The 18257-nt window shown below is 67.7% G+C and carries 21 protein-coding genes; 17 read left to right on the top strand and 4 right to left on the bottom strand.

Annotated features, from left to right (window positions below; genetic code table 11):
- Positions 1–66: 66 nt before the first annotated feature.
- From adhP to DM194_RS14280, 6 genes are all read left to right on the top strand, one after another.
- On the top strand, positions 67–1098 hold the full coding sequence (adhP, locus tag DM194_RS14305; protein WP_425457290.1) for an alcohol dehydrogenase AdhP: 1032 nt from the start codon (positions 67–69) through the stop codon (positions 1096–1098).
- 359 nt (positions 1099–1457) lie between these two features.
- The gene (locus DM194_RS14300) at positions 1458–2321 is read left to right on the top strand and encodes a CoA transferase subunit A (protein WP_111068261.1); all 864 of its coding nucleotides are present in this window, start codon (positions 1458–1460) and stop codon (positions 2319–2321) included.
- Positions 2321–3133, top strand: a complete 813-nt coding sequence (locus tag DM194_RS14295; protein ID WP_425457289.1) for a CoA-transferase subunit beta — start codon at positions 2321–2323, stop codon at positions 3131–3133. Before DM194_RS14300 ends, DM194_RS14295 begins: the two co-directional genes overlap by 1 nt.
- Positions 3134–3137: 4 nt before the next feature.
- Positions 3138–4337: a 3-oxoadipyl-CoA thiolase gene (gene pcaF, locus DM194_RS14290; protein WP_111068260.1), complete on the top strand. Its 1200-nt coding sequence runs from the start codon at positions 3138–3140 to the stop codon at positions 4335–4337.
- A gap of 13 nt (positions 4338–4350) precedes the next feature.
- Positions 4351–5148, top strand: coding sequence for a 3-oxoadipate enol-lactonase (gene pcaD, locus DM194_RS14285; RefSeq protein WP_111068259.1), 798 nt, complete (start codon positions 4351–4353; stop codon positions 5146–5148).
- Between the two features lie 250 nt (positions 5149–5398).
- Positions 5399–6094 (top strand): GntR family transcriptional regulator, encoded by a 696-nt coding sequence (locus DM194_RS14280; RefSeq protein ID WP_162630043.1) that lies wholly within the window; start codon positions 5399–5401, stop codon positions 6092–6094.
- A 167-nt stretch (positions 6095–6261) separates the two neighbouring features.
- Here the strand turns inward: DM194_RS14280 and catC are convergent, their stop codons facing one another.
- From catC to DM194_RS14260, 4 genes are all read right to left on the bottom strand, one after another.
- Positions 6262–6540 carry a muconolactone Delta-isomerase gene (gene catC, locus DM194_RS14275; RefSeq protein ID WP_111068257.1) on the bottom strand — a complete coding sequence of 93 codons (279 nt, stop codon included), beginning with the start codon at positions 6538–6540 and terminating at the stop codon, positions 6262–6264.
- 11 nt (positions 6541–6551) lie between these two features.
- On the bottom strand, positions 6552–7499 hold the full coding sequence (locus tag DM194_RS14270) for a LysR family transcriptional regulator (protein ID WP_111068256.1): 948 nt from the start codon (positions 7497–7499) through the stop codon (positions 6552–6554).
- 20 nt (positions 7500–7519) lie between these two features.
- On the bottom strand, positions 7520–8674 hold the full coding sequence (locus DM194_RS14265; protein ID WP_246024404.1) for a muconate/chloromuconate family cycloisomerase: 1155 nt from the start codon (positions 8672–8674) through the stop codon (positions 7520–7522).
- A gap of 75 nt (positions 8675–8749) precedes the next feature.
- Positions 8750–9613, bottom strand: coding sequence for an intradiol ring-cleavage dioxygenase (locus DM194_RS14260; RefSeq protein WP_111068254.1), 864 nt, complete (start codon positions 9611–9613; stop codon positions 8750–8752).
- A 264-nt stretch (positions 9614–9877) separates the two neighbouring features.
- On the opposite strand from DM194_RS14260, the gene DM194_RS14255 reads away from it, so the two are divergent.
- From DM194_RS14255 to DM194_RS14205, 11 genes are all read left to right on the top strand, one after another.
- Positions 9878–11101, top strand: coding sequence for an NAD(P)/FAD-dependent oxidoreductase (locus DM194_RS14255; RefSeq protein ID WP_162630042.1), 1224 nt, complete (start codon positions 9878–9880; stop codon positions 11099–11101).
- A gap of 107 nt (positions 11102–11208) precedes the next feature.
- Complete coding sequence (locus DM194_RS14250; RefSeq protein ID WP_111068252.1) at positions 11209–12504, top strand: SRPBCC family protein; 1296 nt, start codon at positions 11209–11211, stop codon at positions 12502–12504.
- Between the two features lie 8 nt (positions 12505–12512).
- Positions 12513–12863, top strand: coding sequence for a hypothetical protein (locus DM194_RS14245; protein ID WP_111068251.1), 351 nt, complete (start codon positions 12513–12515; stop codon positions 12861–12863).
- A gap of 13 nt (positions 12864–12876) precedes the next feature.
- The gene (locus DM194_RS14240) at positions 12877–13290 is read left to right on the top strand and encodes a cupin domain-containing protein (RefSeq protein ID WP_111068250.1); all 414 of its coding nucleotides are present in this window, start codon (positions 12877–12879) and stop codon (positions 13288–13290) included.
- Entirely contained in the window at positions 13287–13586 is a 300-nt protein-coding gene (locus DM194_RS14235) for a cupin domain-containing protein (RefSeq protein WP_111068249.1), read from the top strand. Before DM194_RS14240 ends, DM194_RS14235 begins: the two co-directional genes overlap by 4 nt.
- A complete protein-coding gene (locus DM194_RS14230; protein ID WP_111068248.1) occupies positions 13583–14158 on the top strand; it encodes a nuclear transport factor 2 family protein in 576 nt (191 codons plus the stop codon). Before DM194_RS14235 ends, DM194_RS14230 begins: the two co-directional genes overlap by 4 nt.
- A gap of 48 nt (positions 14159–14206) precedes the next feature.
- On the top strand, positions 14207–14497 hold the full coding sequence (locus DM194_RS14225; protein WP_162630041.1) for a beta/alpha barrel domain-containing protein: 291 nt from the start codon (positions 14207–14209) through the stop codon (positions 14495–14497).
- Between the two features lie 10 nt (positions 14498–14507).
- A complete protein-coding gene (locus DM194_RS14220; protein WP_111068246.1) occupies positions 14508–14834 on the top strand; it encodes a Rieske 2Fe-2S domain-containing protein in 327 nt (108 codons plus the stop codon).
- Positions 14834–15826 carry an asparaginase gene (locus tag DM194_RS14215; protein WP_111068245.1) on the top strand — a complete coding sequence of 331 codons (993 nt, stop codon included), beginning with the start codon at positions 14834–14836 and terminating at the stop codon, positions 15824–15826. Before DM194_RS14220 ends, DM194_RS14215 begins: the two co-directional genes overlap by 1 nt.
- Positions 15827–16513: 687 nt before the next feature.
- The gene (locus DM194_RS14210; RefSeq protein ID WP_111068244.1) at positions 16514–17467 is read left to right on the top strand and encodes an ABC transporter substrate-binding protein; all 954 of its coding nucleotides are present in this window, start codon (positions 16514–16516) and stop codon (positions 17465–17467) included.
- 7 nt (positions 17468–17474) lie between these two features.
- Positions 17475–18254 carry an ABC transporter ATP-binding protein gene (locus tag DM194_RS14205; protein ID WP_111068243.1) on the top strand — a complete coding sequence of 260 codons (780 nt, stop codon included), beginning with the start codon at positions 17475–17477 and terminating at the stop codon, positions 18252–18254.
- Positions 18255–18257: the final 3 nt, after the last annotated feature.

The following is an 18257-nucleotide window of genomic DNA, read 5'->3' as shown; positions in this document are numbered from 1 at the left end:
TGACGTCTTCAGATGCTCTGCTGCAGCTTTGAAGACTAATCTCGGAACGAGCTGTGGAGAATCCCCATGATGAAGGCAACGATGAAAGCCGCTGTCGTGCATGAATTCGGCAAGCCGCTTCAAATCGAGGAAGTGCCGGTTCCCTCTCCCGGTCCGGGTGAAGTCCTCGTGCAGGTCAAGGCCTGCGGCGTATGCCACACCGACCTGCACGCGGCGACCGGCGACTGGCCGGTCAAGCCGTCCTTGCCCTTCATTCCCGGCCATGAGGCGGCGGGCGTCGTAGTCGCGCTGGGCGAAGGCGTTACCGAGCGGAAGATCGGCGATGCGGTCGGCGTCGCCTGGCTGCACGATGCCTGTTTGCGTTGCGAATATTGCGAAACCGGCTGGGAGACCTTGTGCGAAAAACAGCACAACACCGGCTACAGCTGCAATGGTGGCTTCGCCGAGTATGTCATCGCTTCGGCTCCCTTCGCCGCCCTGCTTCCCGACGACGTCGATTTCGCCGCCATCGCCCCGATCCTCTGTGCCGGCGTCACCACCTACAAGGGTTTGAAGGAGACCGACACGCGGCCGGGGGAATGGGTCGCCATCTCCGGCATCGGCGGCCTCGGCAACGTGGCGATCCAATATGCGAAGGCCATGGGGCTCAACGTCGTCGCCATCGACATCGCGCCGGACAAACTCGATCTGGCGCGCCGGTCGGGCGCGGATGTCGCGGTCGATGCCCGTTCGGCCGATGCCGTCGCCCAAGTGATCGAGGCGACGAAGGGAGGCGCCAACGGCATCCTTGTCACCGCGGTATCTCCCCCCGCCTTCAGCCAAGCGCTGCAGATGGTCCGCCGCAAAGGCACGGTCAGCCTCGTCGGCCTGCCGCCCGGCGAGTTCGCCACGCCGATCTTCGATGTCGTGCTGAAGCGCATCACGGTGCGGGGTTCGATCGTGGGCACACGCCGCGACCTTGACGAGGCGATCGCCTTCGCCACGTCCGGCAAGGTCCGCAGCCAGATCGCCAAGGCGAGGCTGGAAGACATCAACGACATCTTCGACCGGCTCGAACACGGGAAAGTCGAAGGCCGTATGGTGCTGGACTTCGCATAGCAGCCGTGCCAACCCACCGTCCAGAGCAGCATCTCACATTCGACGTGACGGTCCTTGAAGCCGGGCGCGGCCTTGCTTCCTTCTGGCTTCCTCAAGCCTCCGGCCATTTCGTGGATCGTTTGCCATCGGTGCCGACGTTACGGCGCTTCTTCTCCGCCAATGGGTCACCTCGCCCGTGAATGTGCGATTATCGCGCCAATAGCAATAAAATCGCCCTTGACAACCATCTCCCTTACGGCTCACTTTGTGCGAAATCATGCAGCAGCGTGCGTTTATCGTACGCATTCGCGTCAATGGGATCGTACGCATTCGCGTCAATGGGATCGTACGCATTCGCGTCAATGGGGAGGAGCTTGGGAATGGCCTTGGTTATGCCTCTGCGGGAGGCGGTTTCAGAATTCGTGCGCGACGGCGACACCGTGGCGCTGGAGGGGTTCACCCATCTCATTCCGCACGCGGCGGGACACGAGATCATCCGGCAGGGCCGGAAGAATCTCACCCTGGTCCGCATGACGCCGGATCTGATCTACGACCAGCTCATCGGCATGGGCTGCGCCGGAAAGCTGATCTTCTCCTGGGGCGGCAATCCGGGGGTGGGGTCGCTGCACCGCTTCCGCGACGCCATCGAGCGGGGCTGGCCGCAGCCGCTGGCCTATGAGGAGCACAGCCACGCCGCCCTGGCCAACGCCTATGTGGCCGGCGCCTCCAACCTGCCCTTCGCGCTGCTGCGCGGCTACACCGGGTCGGACCTGCCGAAGGTCAACCCGAACATCCGCTTCATCGAATGCCCCTTCACCGGCGAGAAGCTGGCGGCGATCCCGTCGATCCGGCCGGATGTCACGGTGATCCACGCCCAGAAGGCGGACCGGCGCGGCAACGTGCTGCTGTGGGGCATCGTCGGCGTGCAGAAGGAAGCGGTGCTGGCTGCCAAGCGCGCCATCGTCACGGTCGAGGAGATCGTCGACGAGCTGGACGCCCCGCCCAACGGCTGCGTGCTGCCGCGCTGGACGCTGTCGGCGGTGTGCCATGTGCCGGGCGGCGCCTACCCGTCCTATGCGCAGGGCTATTCGGAGCGCGACAACCGGTTCTACCAGCGCTGGGACGCCGTGGCGCGCTCGCGCGAGGATTTCACCGCCTGGATGGACCGCCACGTCCGCAACACCGCGGATTTCGAGGAATTCAAGCGCGTGCTGGCCGAGACGGCGCGCCAGGAGGCAGCGTGATGGCCACGACCGACATGACGACTGACGTGAACGAATTTACGGCGACCGAACTGATGACGGTGGCGGCGAGCCGCCTGCTGAAGGACGGTTCGGTCTGCTTCGTCGGCATCGGCCTGCCCTCCACGGCGGCCAACCTCGCGCGGCTGACCCACGCGCCCGAGGTGGTGCTGATCTATGAATCCGGCCCCATCGGCGCCAAGCCTACGGTGCTGCCGCTGTCCATCGGCGACGGCGAGCTGGCGCTGACCGCCGACACCGTGGTCAGCACGCCGGAGATCTTCCGCTACTGGCTGCAGGGCGGACGCATCGACGTAGGGTTCCTGGGGGCGGCGCAGGTGGACCGCTTCGCCAACATCAACACCACGGTGATCGGCGACTACGCCAACCCCAAGGTGCGCCTGCCCGGCGCCGGCGGCGCGCCGGAGATCGCGTCGCAGGCCAAGGAGGTGTTCATCGTCCTGAAGCAGAGCCCGAAGGCCTTCGTGGACCGGCTGCCCTTCGTGACCTCCGCCGGCTTCCTGGACGGCGGCGATGCGCGGCAGCGCGCCGGCATTCCCGGCGGCGGCCCGACCGCGGTCATCACCGACCTCGGCATCATGACGCCGGACCCGGTGACGAAGGAACTGACGCTGACCAGCATCCATCCGGGCGTGACGGTGGAGCAGGTGAAGGCGGCCACCGGCTGGGATCTCAAGATCGCCGCCGATCTGGCGACCACCGCGGCCCCGCAGCCGAACGAACTGGCCGCGCTGCGCGACCTGCTGGCCCGTACGGCCAAAGCGCACGGCCAGACGGCCGGCGGGGAGGGTTGATCCGATGACCGACGCTTATCTCTGCGATGCGATCCGCACGCCCGTCGGCCGCTATGCCGGCGCCCTGTCCGCCATGCGCGCCGACGACCTCGGCGCCGTGCCGCTGGCCGCGCTGATGGCGCGCCACGGGTCGGTGGACTGGGCCGCGGTGGACGACGTGATCTTCGGCTGCGCCAACCAGGCCGGCGAGGACAACCGCAACGTCGCCCGCATGGCGTCGCTGCTGGCCGGCCTGCCCGACACGGTGCCGGGCGCCACGATCAACCGCCTGTGCGGTTCCGGCCTGGACGCCATCGCCGTGGCGGCGCGCGCCGTCAAGGCGGGCGAGGCCGGGCTGATGATCGCCGGCGGCGTCGAGAGCATGAGCCGCGCCCCCTTCGTCATGGGCAAGGCGGAGACGGCGTTCTCCCGCGCGGCCGAGATGCACGACACCACCATTGGCTGGCGCTTCGTCAACCCGAAGATGAAGGCGGCCTACGGCGTCGATACCATGCCGGAGACGGCGGAGAACGTCGCGCAGGACTTCGGCGTCAACCGCGCCGACCAGGACGCCTTCGCCCTGCGCAGCCAGCAGCGCGCGGCCCGCGCCATCCGGGACGGCATCTTCGCCGCCGAGATCGTGCCGGTCACCGTCAAGGGGCGCAAGGGTGACACGGTGGTGGACACCGACGAGCACCCGCGCGAGACGACGCTGGAGGCGCTGGCCAAGCTGAAGCCCATCGTCCGCCCGGACGGCACGGTGACCGCCGGCAACGCGTCCGGCGTCAACGACGGCGCCTGCGCGGTGCTGATCGCGTCGGAAGCCGAGGCCAGGCGCCATGGCCTGACCCCGCGCGCCCGCATCGTCGGGGCGGCCACGGCCGGCGTGCCGCCGCGCATCATGGGCATCGGCCCTGCTCCCGCCACGATAAAGCTTCTGGAGCGGGTCGGCCTGCCGCTCGGCAAGGTGGACGTGGTGGAGCTGAACGAGGCGTTCGCGGCGCAGGGGCTGGCGGTCATGCGCCAGCTGGGTCTCCCGGACGACGCGGAGCATGTGAATCCCAACGGCGGGGCCATCGCGCTCGGCCACCCGCTGGGCATGAGCGGCGCCCGTCTGGTCACCACGGCGCTGAACCAGCTGGAGCGGACCGGCGGCCGGTATGCGCTGTGCACCATGTGCATCGGCGTCGGCCAGGGCATCGCCCTGCTGATCGAACGGGTCTGAGGGGGGAGCGCAAATGCCTTTCATCGCGGCCGGGGACATCACCGTCCACTACGACCTCACGGGGCCGGAAGGCGCGCCGGTGGTGCTGTTCGCCAACTCCATCGGCACCAGCTTCCATATCTGGGACGCCCAGGCGGCCCGGCTGGCGGAGCGCTTCCGGGTGCTGCGCTACGACATGCGCGGGCATGGGCTGACCGGCGTCACCCCGGCGCCCTACAGCATGGACCGGCTGGCCGACGACGCGCTGGCGCTGCTCGACGCGCTGGGGATCGAACGCGCGCATGTCTGCGGCCTGTCCATCGGCGGCATGATGGCGCAGCGCCTTGCCGCCAAGGCTCCGCAGCGCGTCGGCTCCCTGGTGCTGTGCGACACCGCCAGCCTCATCGGTCCGCCCTCGGTCTGGGAGGACCGCATCGCCGCCATCCGCGCCGGCGGCCTGTCCAGCATCGCCCAGGGCGTCATGGCGCGCTGGTTCACCGAGCGCTTCCGCGCCGACCGGCCGGAGCAGGTCAGCGGCTTCGTCAACATGCTGAGCCGCACCACCGACGAGGGCTATATCGGCTGCGCCTCGGCGATCCGCGACGCCGACCTGCGGGACGACGCCGCGCGCATCTCCAACCCGACGCTGGTGCTGGTCGGCGACCAGGATCTCGCCACCCCGCCGGCCCTCGTGCGGGAACTGGCGGAGGCGATCCCCGGCGCGCGCTTCGCCGTCATCGCGGACGCGGCGCATATCCCGTGCGTGGAGCAGCCGGAAGCGCTGACCGCGCTGCTCCTGGATTTCCTGGACGGGAACGACCACCGGGAGTGACGGCTTCCAAGCCTGGCGCAGGCCGCCGGGGAGGGCCCGAGGGAGGGGCAGGAGAGAAGCGGGGCCGTGCAGGCCCCGCAGCCCTTCGCGAAATCACTGCGCGAAGCAGAAAAAGCAATCGTCATCCATTTGGCTAACGTATACGTTGCCCCGTATGCGAAGCTGTCGGCTTTGGGCGCCCCATGTCGTGCCCGGAGCCGGGGAGGCCGAGCCTCCTGTCCGTCGACACGGCAGAGCGTGGGGGGAAACAATGCCGAATACCATCGTCCGCGCGGCGGATCTGCGCGATCAGGTCTATCATGTCCTGAAGGGACGCATCATCGACGGACATTATCCGCAGAGCGCGAAGTTCTTCGAGATCAGCCTCGCGCAGGAGCTGGGCGTGTCCCGCACCCCGGTTCGCGAGGCGCTGGCCATGCTGGTGCGCGACGGGCTTCTGGTGCAGATGGCGCGCGGCTTCTGCTTTCCGCAATTCACGGTCGCCCAGCTCAACGAGATCGTCGAGATCCGCACGCTGCTGGAGCCCTACGCCATTCACACGCTGGTCAGCCGGAACAGCGCGGAGGACATGGCGCGTCTCGGTCGCGAACTGCGTGCCATGCTGGAGGCGGCCGGCCCGACCAAGGCCTATCCCGACGCCCATCGCCGGGCGCGGGAGCATCTCTTCTCCCATGTGACCAACCGCCAGCTGTTCGAGGCGATCGAACGCTACAACGACTCCATACACTACATCCGGCAGAGCACGCTGGGGTCCGAGCGGGTGCGCCGCATCTCCTACGAGGGCATGCTGCGTCTGTCCGACGCCATCGCCGAAGGCGACGCCGATCTGGCCCGCGATCTGATGGTGCAGCAGCTCATCAACACCCGCGAGGCGTTCCTCGAACATCTGGAGACGCGGGAGGACGGAACCGTCCGCAACAAATCCGTCCGAAACAAGGGCGCCTGACGGAATCCAGCTATCATACCGGCGGGTCAATGAATCGACCTGCCGTATTGCGTTCAAACGCCACGCAGGCTTTACCGCGCCCATTGGCGCGCGCCGCCGCCGTCGCGGCGGCCGGCGAACGCTTGAAAGGTCATCTCAAGCCTTCGCCGGTATCAGGCGCCTTCGCGTCAGTCGATCGCCGAGGGATGGCGGGCGAGCGGCGTCACGGTGACATCCATGAACGGGAACAGCGGCAGGCTGGACAGCAGGCCGTGCAACTCGTCGTGGTTGTCCACGTCGAAGACGCTGATGTTCGCGTATTGACCGGCGACACGCCACAGATGGCGCCATTTCCCGCTGCGCTGCAGGTCCTGGGCGACCGCCTTCTCCTCGGCCTTCAGGCGCTCGAAACGCTCGGGATCCATGCCCTGGGGGACGTTGACGGTCATGTGCACGCAGTAGAGCATGCTCGGTCTCCTTATGTGGCGGGGTGGGTGGTGTTGGTTTTCAGGAAGTGGCGGACCGTGGCGCGGAACTCGCGCAGCACGTCGCCGCCGCTGTCGCGCCGGTAGCTCAGGGACAGTTCGGTGGTCGGCGCCGGCGGCCGCAGCGGCCGGTAGGCGACGCCATGGCGGTGCGAGCGCTCCATGGAGGCGGGCAGGAGCGACACCCCCACCCCGACGGCGATCAGCCCCAGGGCGGTCTGGATGTCCATGACCTCCTGCGTCACCTGGGGGGAGAAGCCGTGCTCGCGGCAGATCGCCAGCACCGTGTCGGCGAAGCTCGGCCGTGGGTGACGTGGATAGAGCACGAAGGGACGGCCGGCGAGCGCTTCCAGCGTCAGGCTGGCTTCCGCCGCCAGCGGATCGTCGTCGGGCAAGGCGACGATCAGCGGCTCACGCTGGATGCATTCGTTGACGATTTCCGGGTCGTCGATGCCCGGCCGCGCGAAGGCGGCCTGGATCCGGCGCTCGACCAGCGCGTGGCGCAGTTCGCTGGTGTTCATCGCGTACAGCAGAAGATCCACGCGCGGATGCCCGGCGCGATAGAATTTCAGGATCTCCGGCAGGATGGAGTAGGTCGCCGATCCGACGAAGCCGATCTCCAGCACGCCGACGCTGCCCTCCGCCGCCCGCCGTGTCACCCGCGCCGCCTCCTCGAAGCGGAGCAGGATGTCCCGCGCGCGGGGCAGCAGGGCCTCCCCCGCCGCCGTCAGCTTGATCTGGTTGCGCGTGCGGTCGAAGAGGACGCAGCCCAAGGCGCCTTCGAGGTGAGCGATCTGCCGGCTGAGCGCCGCCTGCGCGACGTTCAGCCGTTCCGCGGCGCGGCCGAAATGCAGTTCCTCCGCCACCGCCGTGAAGTAGCGCAGGCGGCGGACGTCCATGCCGTGCACGCTGCCGGGGCCCAGGCCCTCCTGATCGCTCATGCCTCCGATCCTCCCGGGCCTCAGGCTTCGCGCGCGTAGTGCCGCACCTTTTCCTCGTCGAGCACGACGCCGAGGCCGGGGCCGGACGGCAGCAGGACCTCGAAATTGTCGTAGGCGATGGGGGCCGTCACAAGATCGTCGCGCAGGATCTGCGGGCCGAAATGTTCGCAATGCCAATCCAGATTGCGCAGCGTCGCGAAGACCTGGAGATGGGCTGCAGCGCCGACCGAGCTTTCCAGCAGGCAGCCGCCGTAGAGGCCGATCCCAGCCGCTTCGGCAACCGCGGCGACGCGCTTGGTCCCGAGCAGGCCGCCGTGCTTGACCAGCTTCAGGGACACCACGTCGGCGGCCCCGGCGGCGCCCACCGCCAGCGCGTCGTGCTCGGAGAAGATCGCCTCGTCGGCCATCAGCGGAACCTGGGCTCGGCCGCGCAGTCGCGCCATCCCCGCCACGTTCCATGCCGGCAGGGGCTGTTCCACCAGCGTGACGCCGACGGCGTGCAGCCGTTCCAGGCAACGCACCGCGGTGGTCTCGTCCCAGGCCTGGTTGGCATCGACGATGAGCGTGGCGCGGCCGTCGAGCGCCGCGGCGAGGCGCTCCATGCGGCGCATGTCGGCGTCCGGCTCCTGCGCGCCGATCTTCACCTTGAAGGCGTTGTGCTTGCGCTGGGCGAGCTTCTGCTCGGCCTCGTCGATCTCCTGCCCGACGTCGCCGGAGGCGAGCGTCCAGAACACCCGCATGCGGTCCCGCACCGCGCCGCCCAGCAGCGTGCTGGCCGGTACGCCCAGCGTCTTGCCCACCGCGTCGAACAGCGCGCTTTCCACGGCGGACTTCGCCGCGGTGTTGCGCTTGGCGGCGCGGTCCATCAGGGCGGCGACATGCTCGAAGCGGTCGGCGCGCTCGCCCAGGACGGCGGGGGCCAGATAACGGTCGACGGTGGCCTTGATGCTCTCGACGCTTTCCTCGCTCCAGCGCGGTCCGCCCAGGGTCGCGGCCTCGCCGATGCCCTCGACGCCGTTGCTCGTCCGCACGCGGACCAGCACGTAGTTCTGCTGCGTCGTCGACAGCGAGGACAGCTTGTGCTGGCGCACGGTCGGGATGTCGATGATCTGGCTGCGGATCTCGACGATGTCGAGCCCGTTCGCCGAGGAGGCGCCGGCCTGGTGTGTGTTCATCGTCTCAAGCATGGTTTCGTGACTGGGGAAGGGTGGGGCGCGGGAGGGACGCTTCCCTCCCGCACCCGCTCACCGTCAGGCGACGGCGCGCAGGTCCGCCGCGTCGGAAGCGAGCTGGATGTTGTACTCGACGAGGAAATCGGCGTCCGAACCGGCGGGGGCCGGCACGAAATCGACCTTCAGCGAGTCCTTCACCGCGAACACCGCGTCGTCGGCGCAGTAGCGGTCCTCGCGGTCGAAGATCTGCGTGACCAGCTTGCGGCAGCCCGGCGCATGCACGATGAAGTGGATGTGCGCCGGACGGTACGGATGGCGCCCCATCAGCTGCAGCAGGTCGCCGGCCGGGCCGTCGAAGGGGATCGGGTAGCTGACCGGACGCACGCAGCGGAAGGCGTAGCGCCCCTGGGCGTCGGTCTGGAAGCGGCCACGCAGGTTCATGTCCGGCTGGTCCGGATCCTGCTGCTCGTACAGGCCGTTCGGCGAGGTTTCCCAGACGTCCACGACGGCGCCGGCCAGCGGACGCCCGTCGGGACCGGTGACGACGCCCTGGACCAGGGCCATCGGACCGGTCTCGCCGCCCTGCACGATGCTCGCGCCGTTGGGAAGGATCGGCGCGCCCTCGCGGTAGAACGGCCCGAGCACGGCGGATTCGGTGGCGCCGTCCTCGGCCTGATGGTCCAGCGTGTCGACCAGGCTCTCCAGCCCGATGATGTCGCTCAGCAGGATCATCTCGTTGCGCTTGTCGTCCGACATCTTGCCGGCGCGGATCAGCAGGTCCAGACCGGCCAGCCACTCCTCGGTGGTCAGGTTGACCTCGCGGGCGAAGTCGTGGATGTGCCGGATCAGCGACCCCATGACCAGCCGCGCACGCGGGTCCATATCGGGCGACATGGCGGCGATGACGCTTTCGGTGAAGGCGTTGGTGGCTGCGTTGCTCATGGTGGAGCGCTCCTCTCCCGGAATGTTGTGGAACTGCCGAAGTTGGTCGAGCCAACCGTTTGCCGGATCATCATCGGCCCGGATCACCTTTGGCCATTGCCGTTTGGCGACGAGGTGATGCCGTTTCGGCATCAAGGCCGCGGCGACGATGCCGCCGGTGGCGGGGCACGTCCCCAATTGCTTTGTGGACATAACGTCGTTGACTCGCACAAAACGTATACTGCATACGTTTTGCAGGAGGCAAGCGCAGCGAGAGCACAAAAGATGACCCTCCATGAAGACAACAAAACCGTACTGATCGTAGGGGCGGGCCAGGCGGGCGGCAGGGCGGCGCAAGAGTTGGCGGCGCAGGGCTTTGCCGGCCGGATCGTCATGGTGGGCGATGAGGCCCACCTTCCTTACGAGCGTCCTCCGCTGTCCAAGGCCGTGCTGAAAGGGGCGGCGGGTGAAGATAGCCTTTACTTGCATCCGGCCCCGGACTGGCGGAAGGAGGGGCTCGAGGTGGTGTTGGGCGATGCCGTGGCCGGGATCGACCATGCGGCCCGCGTGGCCACCCTCGCGTCGGGGCGCCGCCTCGCCTATGACAGCCTGATCCTGGCGACCGGCGGCGTCGCCCGCCCGTTGCCGCTGCCCGGCGGCGAGTTCTGCGTCAGCCTGCGCACGCTGGACGACAGCCGCAAGCTGCGCGCGGCGCTGGAACTGGCCGGGCGCATCGCCGTCATCGGCGGCGGCGTGATCGGCATGGAGGTGGCGGCCACCGCCGCCTCCCTCGGCAAGAGCGTCTGCGTCATCGAGGCCGGGACCGGCGTGATGGCACGGATCCTGCCGCCGCCGGTGTCGGACTGGCTGGCCGGGCTTCACCGTGACGCCGGGGTCGATCTGCGCACCGGCGCCCAGGTGACCGGCGTCCGCCGCGAGGGCGAAGGCTATGTGGTCGAGGGGCCGGGCTTGTCCGTCGCGGCGGACATCGTCCTCTCCGCCGTCGGCATGGTGCCGAATTCCGGGCTGGTCCCGGACGAGGCGCGCGGCCGGACCGGCGGCATCCTGACCGATGCGCTGGGGCGGGTGCCCGGCCTGGACGGCGTCTACGCCTGCGGCGACGTGGCGGAAAGCTGGAACGCGCTCTACGGCGACCACATCCGGCTGGAGACCTGGCGCAACGCCGATCGGCAGCCGCGCGCCATCGCCCGGACCATCTGCGGGCAGGACACGCCGCATGCGGAAACGCCCTGGATGTGGACCGACCAGTTCGGGCGGAACATCCAGGTGGTGGGCCTGAGGCGTGACGGCGCCGCGACCGTCGCCCGTGGCGCGGTCGGTACCCCGGGCTCCAGCCTCTACTGGCTGGTGGACGGGGCGATCGCCGGCGGGGTTCTGATCGACAACGGCCGCGACCGCCGCTTTCTCGAAAAGCTGGTGGAAAGCCGCGCCACCCCGGACCTCGACAAGCTGGCCGATCCGGCCGTGCCGCTGAAGACGCTCGTCTGATCGTCGGTCGCGGCGCCGGCAAAGCGGCGTGCAACCCGAAGAACCCGGCGCACCGGGGTTCGTGCGCCCAAACAAAACGTATACGGTATACGATTTAAGGACGGATCATGTCTCAGACTCCCACACTGCACGATCGTTATCCGGAACTCGGCCGGGGAAACATCCCCATCGGCCCCTACATCGACCCGGCCTTCTATGAGCTGGAAAAGAAGTATCTGTTCAAGAAGACCTGGCTGCATGTCGGCCGCGTCGAGGAAATTCCGAAGACCGGCGACTATTTCGTGCGGGAGATCGCGGCGTGCGACGCCTCGATCATCGTCTGCCGTGACCGTTCCAAGCAGGTGCGCGCCTTCCACAACGTCTGCTCGCACCGCCTGAACCGGGTGGCCTATGAGCCGGCCGGCACGACCCGCAAATTCTTCTGCAAGTTCCACGGCTGGGCCTACGACCTCGACGGCAGCCTGACCGGCGTGCCCTCCGAAAAGCACTTCATGGACTTCGACAAGAAGTGCAACGGCCTGACGCCGGTGTCGGTGGACACCTGGAACGGCTTCATCTTCATCAACCTCGATCCCAACCCGTCGGTCTCCCTCAAGGACTTCATGGAGCCGATGTTCGCGGGGATGGAGGGCTATCCCTTCGAGCGTTTCACCGCGTGCTTCGCCTGGAACACCGTGGTGAACTGCAACTGGAAGGTCGCCCTCGACGCCTTCCAGGAGACCTACCACGTCGCCTACCTGCACGGCCGTTCCATCGCGGACTCGTTGGACCTCGACGAGGAGGGCATCCTGCACCCGATCGACGCGCTGTGCGGCGAATACCACCGCCGCCTGTCGATCGCCGGCAACCCGAACACCGTCTACGGCAACCCGCAGGCCGGCACCGACGCCAGCAGCGCCAGCTCGGTCGTCTCGCAGCAGCAGGAAACCGGCCGCCAGATCGCCAAGAAGGCGCTGAAGGTGTCGGCCGGCGGCACCAAGCTCGACTTCTCCGACGTGGTCCTGCCGGAGCTGCTGAACTGGACGAAGGCGCCGAACTGGGCGTTCGACATCAACGTGGTGTTCCCGGACTTCTACCTGTCCTGCCGCCCGAACTACTTCCAGGCCTACAATTTCCGCCCGGTGGCGCACAACAAGACCCTGTTCGAGGTGCGCGTCTACTATCCGGAGATGAAGACCGCCGGCGGCCGCTTCTATCAGGAATACATGAAGACGGCGCTGCGCGACGTGCTGCTGGAAGACCTCAGCACGCTGGAGACGACCCAGACCGCCGCCGAAACCGGCGCCAAGTCCGAGATGATCATCCAGGACTTCGAGCTGATGGTCCGCCATCAGGCCGTCGTCGTCGACCGCATCATCGAGGAAGGCCTGCGCCGCGACAGCCAGCTGCAAGCCGCCGAGTGAGGACCAACATGACCATGCTCCCCGAAAAATTCGCCCATCTCGAAGCCTGGAACGCCTGGTGCCTGGCCACCGAGACCGAGCGCAACCACCGCCGCGTCTCGCTGCCCTTCGCCGACATCAGCGCCTTCGGCGCCGCGATGCTGCCCGAGGTGGAGGCGATCTGCGCCTACATCGACGCCAACCGGACGGCGGAGGGCGGCTATGACGAAAAGACCCTGAACCTCTTCCACCTGCTGCTGTCGCTGGCGGAATGCGCCCCGGCCATCGAGTCCTACAACCCCGAGGTCGAGGTGGTGGACGGCTATGACACCAAGCGGTTCGTCGCCGACGAAAAGCACCGCCTGCGCCCCGCCATCTGAAGGAGGATCCGTCATGCAGCGATGCCAAGTCTTCTCCTTCACGGAGAATCTGAACGAAGTCGTGTCCGGCGGCCTGTACATGCAGGCCGTGGTCGGCGAGGCGCTCAGCGTCGGCGTGGTCAATTTCCGCCAGCCGGGAGGGCCGGGCATCGCCGCCAAGGCCCATTCCCACGGCGAGGAGGCGACGCTCCAGATCCGCGGCGGCTGCACCGTCAACCTCGGCTGGAGCGTCGAGGCTCCAGACGGCGCGGTGGAGCTTGAGGAAGGCCGCGTCATGGTGATGCCGGCGGACCAGCCGCATTCGGGCTTCAACCGCTACGACGCCGAGGGCATGTGCCTGCGCCTGAACGTCGTCACGCCGCCGCGCGCCGAATACGGCAGCCGCGACAACGCCAAGGTCTACTACCCGACCGGGGACAGCAAATGAGCGCGCCGACCATTTCCGCCCCGAACTGCGCCGTCCATGACAGCGGCATGGGGAGCGCCCCGTTCCAGACCAGCGGCGCCAGCCTGGACATCGAGATGATCCGGCTCGAAGCCGACGTCGCCGAAACCAGCGGGCCGGAGGAGATGCTGGCCGTCCTGGACGGCCGCGTCCGCCTCGTCTGCCCCGAGGAGGCCCACGACCTCAAGGCCGGGCAGGGCGTGCTGATCCCGGCCGACGTTCCGCACCGCCTGGAGGTCCAGGCTCCCTCCCTGATCTACCGGGTCCGGGCAAAGTGAATCCGGGCGGGATCGACGGCCAGGAGGCCACCAGCCTGGAGCGGCGTCTCGCCCAACTCGAAGCGCGGGCCGAGATCGCCGAGCTGATGCAGCTCTACGCCGCGGCGGCGGACCGCAAATACACGGCCGGGCGGACGAAGCAGTCCCCCGCCGTGGTCCGCGCCGCGGCCCGCATGCAGGCCTCCTGCTTCACCCAGGATGCGGAATGGCATGGCGGCCGCTTCGGCGGAACGCTGCACGGGCGGATGGCCATCGAGGATTTCTTCGCCGAGAGTCCCTGGCTTTTCACCGCCCACCATTACGGCAGCCCCTCCTTCTCCTTTCATGACGCCGGTCATGAGGCCGGGGCTCATCTGGACGGAGCGGACGTGCGCTGGCGGCTGCTCGAGGTGGGGATCCGCGAGGGCGACGGCCAGGTGGTCCTGCTGACCGGTTCGGTCCGGCAGACCTGCCGCAGGACCGGGGAGGGGTGGCGCATCGCCCGCATGGAGTTCGACGCGCTTCACGCCATCCGCCTCGCCGCCGAGCCGGACCGGCTTCGCTGCATCATTCCGCTTGGAGAGCCCATGTGATGTCCGGCACCCGGTGCCTCGCCACCCTGAATCCGGGCGACGCGCTGAATGCAAATGGGCTGGGGCACCGGCATGTGCTTCGCCTGCGTGGTCGATCTCGGGCGGCTCGGTGCCGTCGTGCCCAAGACCACCACGCCGGACATCCGTCAGCGCACCCTGCCGCTGCGCGTGGCGGAGTTCCCCAACGGCACGGTCTTTTCCATCGGGGTCCCCAGCAAGGGACCGAACCATCTGGTCGCCTGCACGGTGCCCTTCTCCCAGCGCTTCGGTGTGCCGGTGGTCGCCAGCATCTCGGCCGACACCTACACGAGTCCCCCCAAGCTGCCAATCACGATCTGAAGGCAACACGATGACCACAACCACGCTCACCTGGACGGAGCTGTGCGCCGCCGACGCGGTCGGGGACGGCGCGCACAAGGCCTTCTTCATCGGCACCAAGCGCCTCTGCGCCGTCAACCACGGCGGCGTCTTCCACGTCGTGGACGACCTGTGCACCCATGGGGTCGCCTACCTGTCCGACGGCTATCTCGACACCGACGAATGCGTGCTGGAATGCCCGCTCCATGGCGGTCTGTTCAGCTATCACGACGGCTGCCCCAAGGGCGACCCGGCGGAGAAGCCGGTGCGCAGCTACGAGACCCGGATCGTGGACGGCGTCGTGATGGTGGCCCTGTGATGCGGAACGTCGCGATCATCGGTGCCGGCGGCACCATCGCCATGGAAGGCCGCCATCCGTTCGACTGGGTGGATTACGGCGACTCCGGCATCGTCAACCCGATCGGCACCGTGCTCGACCGGCTGGGGCCGCTGCTTCCCGGCGTCGAGGCGATCCCGGTTCCCTTCAGGACCATCGGCAGCACCGCCATCGGCTGGCCGGACTGGCGCGAACTGCTGACGGTCATCGCCGACCTTTGCCGGGAGCGGCCCGACCTCGACGGGATCGTCGTCACGCACGGCACCGCGTCGCTGGAGGAGACCGCGTGGTTCCTCGACCTGACCGTGGACATCGGGCCGACCGTCGTCCTGGTCGGCGCGCAGCGGCCCCCGAACACCAGCGGCAGCGACGCGGGCGCCAATCTGCGCGCCGCGATGGCGGTCGCCGCCGCGCCCGAGGCGCGGGACTGCGGCGTGCTGGTCGTCATGGACAACCATGTCTTCTCCGCCCGCGATGTCGCCAAGGTGACCAACTTCGAGCTGTCGGCCTTCCAGGCGCTGGAGTTCGGGCCGCTCGGCCGCGTCGAGGCGGATGGAACGGTGGCCCTGCGCCGTCGCCCGGTCCGGTCCGCGACGCGTCGGCGCTTCGACCTCGCCGGCCGCGAATCCCTGCCGCGCGTGGACGTGGTGATGTCCTATGCCGGGGCGGACGGCGCTGCGATCGAGGCGTTCCGCGCGGCCGGCGCGGAGGGGATCGTCAGCGCCGGTTTCGCGCCCGGACGCTGTGCGCCGGCCGAGCGCCAGGCGCTGATCGAGGCGGTGCGGAAGGGTGTGGTCGTGGTGCAATCCAGCCGCGCAGCCTGGGGCCCAGTTCCCGTGCAGGACTACAACGTCGCGGTCGGGATCCTCAGCGCCGGCGACCTGTCGCCGCAAAAGGCACGCATCGCCCTGGCGCTGGCCCTGACCGCGACGCGCGATCCGCAGGAGATCCAGGCGATTCTCGCAACCTGCTGACGGAGGAACCCGCCGCCGGCAATCCCGAGTGGCGGGCGGCCTGGAGTGCACCAAGCGAAGGGCACTCCAGGCGCTTCGGGGTAGCTCGAAAGGACGGTTGTGGCGAAAGGACCGGCAAGTGAAGGGAGTTCTTCGCTTTCTAGCTATTTTAAAGATCAATTGGGAAGAGCGGCTCAAAAAATAAGACATATGTTGGGGGTGCCACGTAATCCACGGCGGGAAACTGGCGATAGTGAAAGGCCTAGCCGGTAGAAAAGGCGCCGATTATCGAACAAATATTAATCAGTGATTCAAGCTATTCTATTCTTTTGGCGATTTCGCTTGCGGCACGGACAAAACGTATACAGTATTCTTTGGCAGGCGCATCATGAGTGCCTGCCTGGGGAAGGAGGCGACGTTTGGTTTCTTTCACGGTGAGCGGTCATCCTCGATCCGGCGCGGTCCCGCCGTGGCTGCGCCGACCTTTCCAGGGGGCAATGCGCGGCACGTCACCGCTCCCGCATCGGTGAGCGCCTTCCGCCACCCGCGCCCGTAAGTACGAAAACACCAAAAGCCTCATTGCCGTTTCCGCCCGTGGCGGCGGAAGCGCCTGCCGCCCGATGTCCTCACGGACCGCGTCCCGGCAACGGCTTCCAGCCGGAGGTTTCAGAACAGGTAGGCATTCAACAAGAGAGGGAGAGACAAAGAATGTCGAAAATTGAGCTGAGGAAGCTTGTTGCGGGTTTCGCATGCGCCGCCCTGCTGGCCGTGACCGGACCGGCTGCCGCCGACTCCCCGCCCATCCGCTTCGCCGTCGGCATCGACCCGGCCTTCACGCCGATGTTCCTGGCCAAGCACGAGAAGATGTTCGACGAGGCCGGACTGAACGTGCAGCTGCAGCAGTTCACCCAGTCGAACGAAGGGCTCGATTCCATCAACGCCGGCCTGATCGATCTGGTCGGCGCCGCGGAGCCGGGAACGCTGACCCGGATCACCCGCGGTGACATCCGCCCGCTGGTCATCTACGAGCAGTCCGGGAAGTACATCAAGCTGGTGGTCCAGAGCGGCATCACGGACGTCAGCCAGATCAAGAAGTTCGGCATCATCCCCGGCACCTCGTCGGAGTATGTGACCCACAGGCTTCTCGACAAGTTCAAGATCGACCCGAAGTCGGTCGAGCTGGTCAACGCCGGCCCGCCGGAACTGCCGGCGCTGCTCGCCGGAAAGTCCATCGACGCCTACTTCGTCTGGGAACCCTGGCCGAGCGTCGGCATCAAGCAGGGCGGCAAGGTGCTGATGACCAGCGCCGACGTCGGCTACACTTACACCATGTGGTTGTCCGCCAACGGCGCTTGGCTGGACAAGAACCGCGACGCGGCGAAGAAGGTGGTCGCGACCCTGGCGAAGGCCTGCGCGGTCGTACAGGAGGGTGTGGCGAACGGCGACCTGTCGCGCCCCGTGACCGCCAACCGGGCCCTGGCCAAGCTCCCGCGGGAGCAGACCGAATCCTTCCTGCGCGACGTCGAATGCGTCGTCCGCGACTTCACTCCCGAGGATCTGGAGAGCTACGACCAGATCGCGGAATTCCTCCATCAGGCCAAGATGACTCCGGTGAAGGCCGACTACCGGAAGGTCATGCAATTCGGCTTCGTCAAGGAGTGACCTGATCATGGCTTTGGGCGCATCCATCGAGCTAGAGCGGGTATCCATCACGCTGGGCGGCAACCAGATCGTCCACAACGTCGACCTGTCGATCGAGGCGGGTGAGTTCCTTTGTCTGCTGGGGCCCAGCGGATGCGGGAAGTCGACGCTTCTCAACGTCATCGCCGGCTTCATCGAGGCCGAAGGCAAGATCCTGGTCGGCGGCAAGCCGGTCCGCGGGCCGGGCATCGACCGCGGCGTCGTCTTCCAGAGCACCGAGGCGCTCTTCCCCTGGCTCACCGTCCAGGAGAACGTGGAGTACGGCCTGCGCATCCGCGGCATTCCGAAGAAGGAGCGGTCGGAGGCGGCCCAGCACTATCTGCGGATGGTCGGGCTCAGCCACGCCCTGAACCGCTTCCCCAAGGAGCTTTCGGGCGGCATGCGCCAGCGCGCCCAGATCGCGCGCGTTCTGGTGAACGAGCCGTCGGTCGTGCTGATGGACGAGCCCTTCGGCGCGCTGGACGCCCAGACCCGCGAAGTGCTGCAGCAGGAGGTCGACCGCCTGCGCCGGACCAACCAGTCGACCTTCATCTTCGTCACCCATGACATATGGGAGGCCATCACCCTGGGCGACCGGGTGGTGACGATGACCGCCGGCCCCCGCGCGGGCATCAAGTCGATCAAGACCATCGACCTGCCGCACCCGCGCGACCACGCCGATCCGGCGGCGGTGGAGGTCTACCGCGAACTGCGCGACGGCATCGCGGTCGAGGTCGACAAGGTTCTGCGCGCACAACAGGCCGCCTAGCGG

Origin of the sequence: Azospirillum ramasamyi, assembly GCF_003233655.1 — a bacterium.
Lineage (GTDB): Bacteria > Pseudomonadota > Alphaproteobacteria > Azospirillales > Azospirillaceae > Azospirillum > Azospirillum ramasamyi.
Note: the sequence above shows the minus strand (reverse complement) of the source record. Positions and strands in the feature narration are given on the sequence as shown.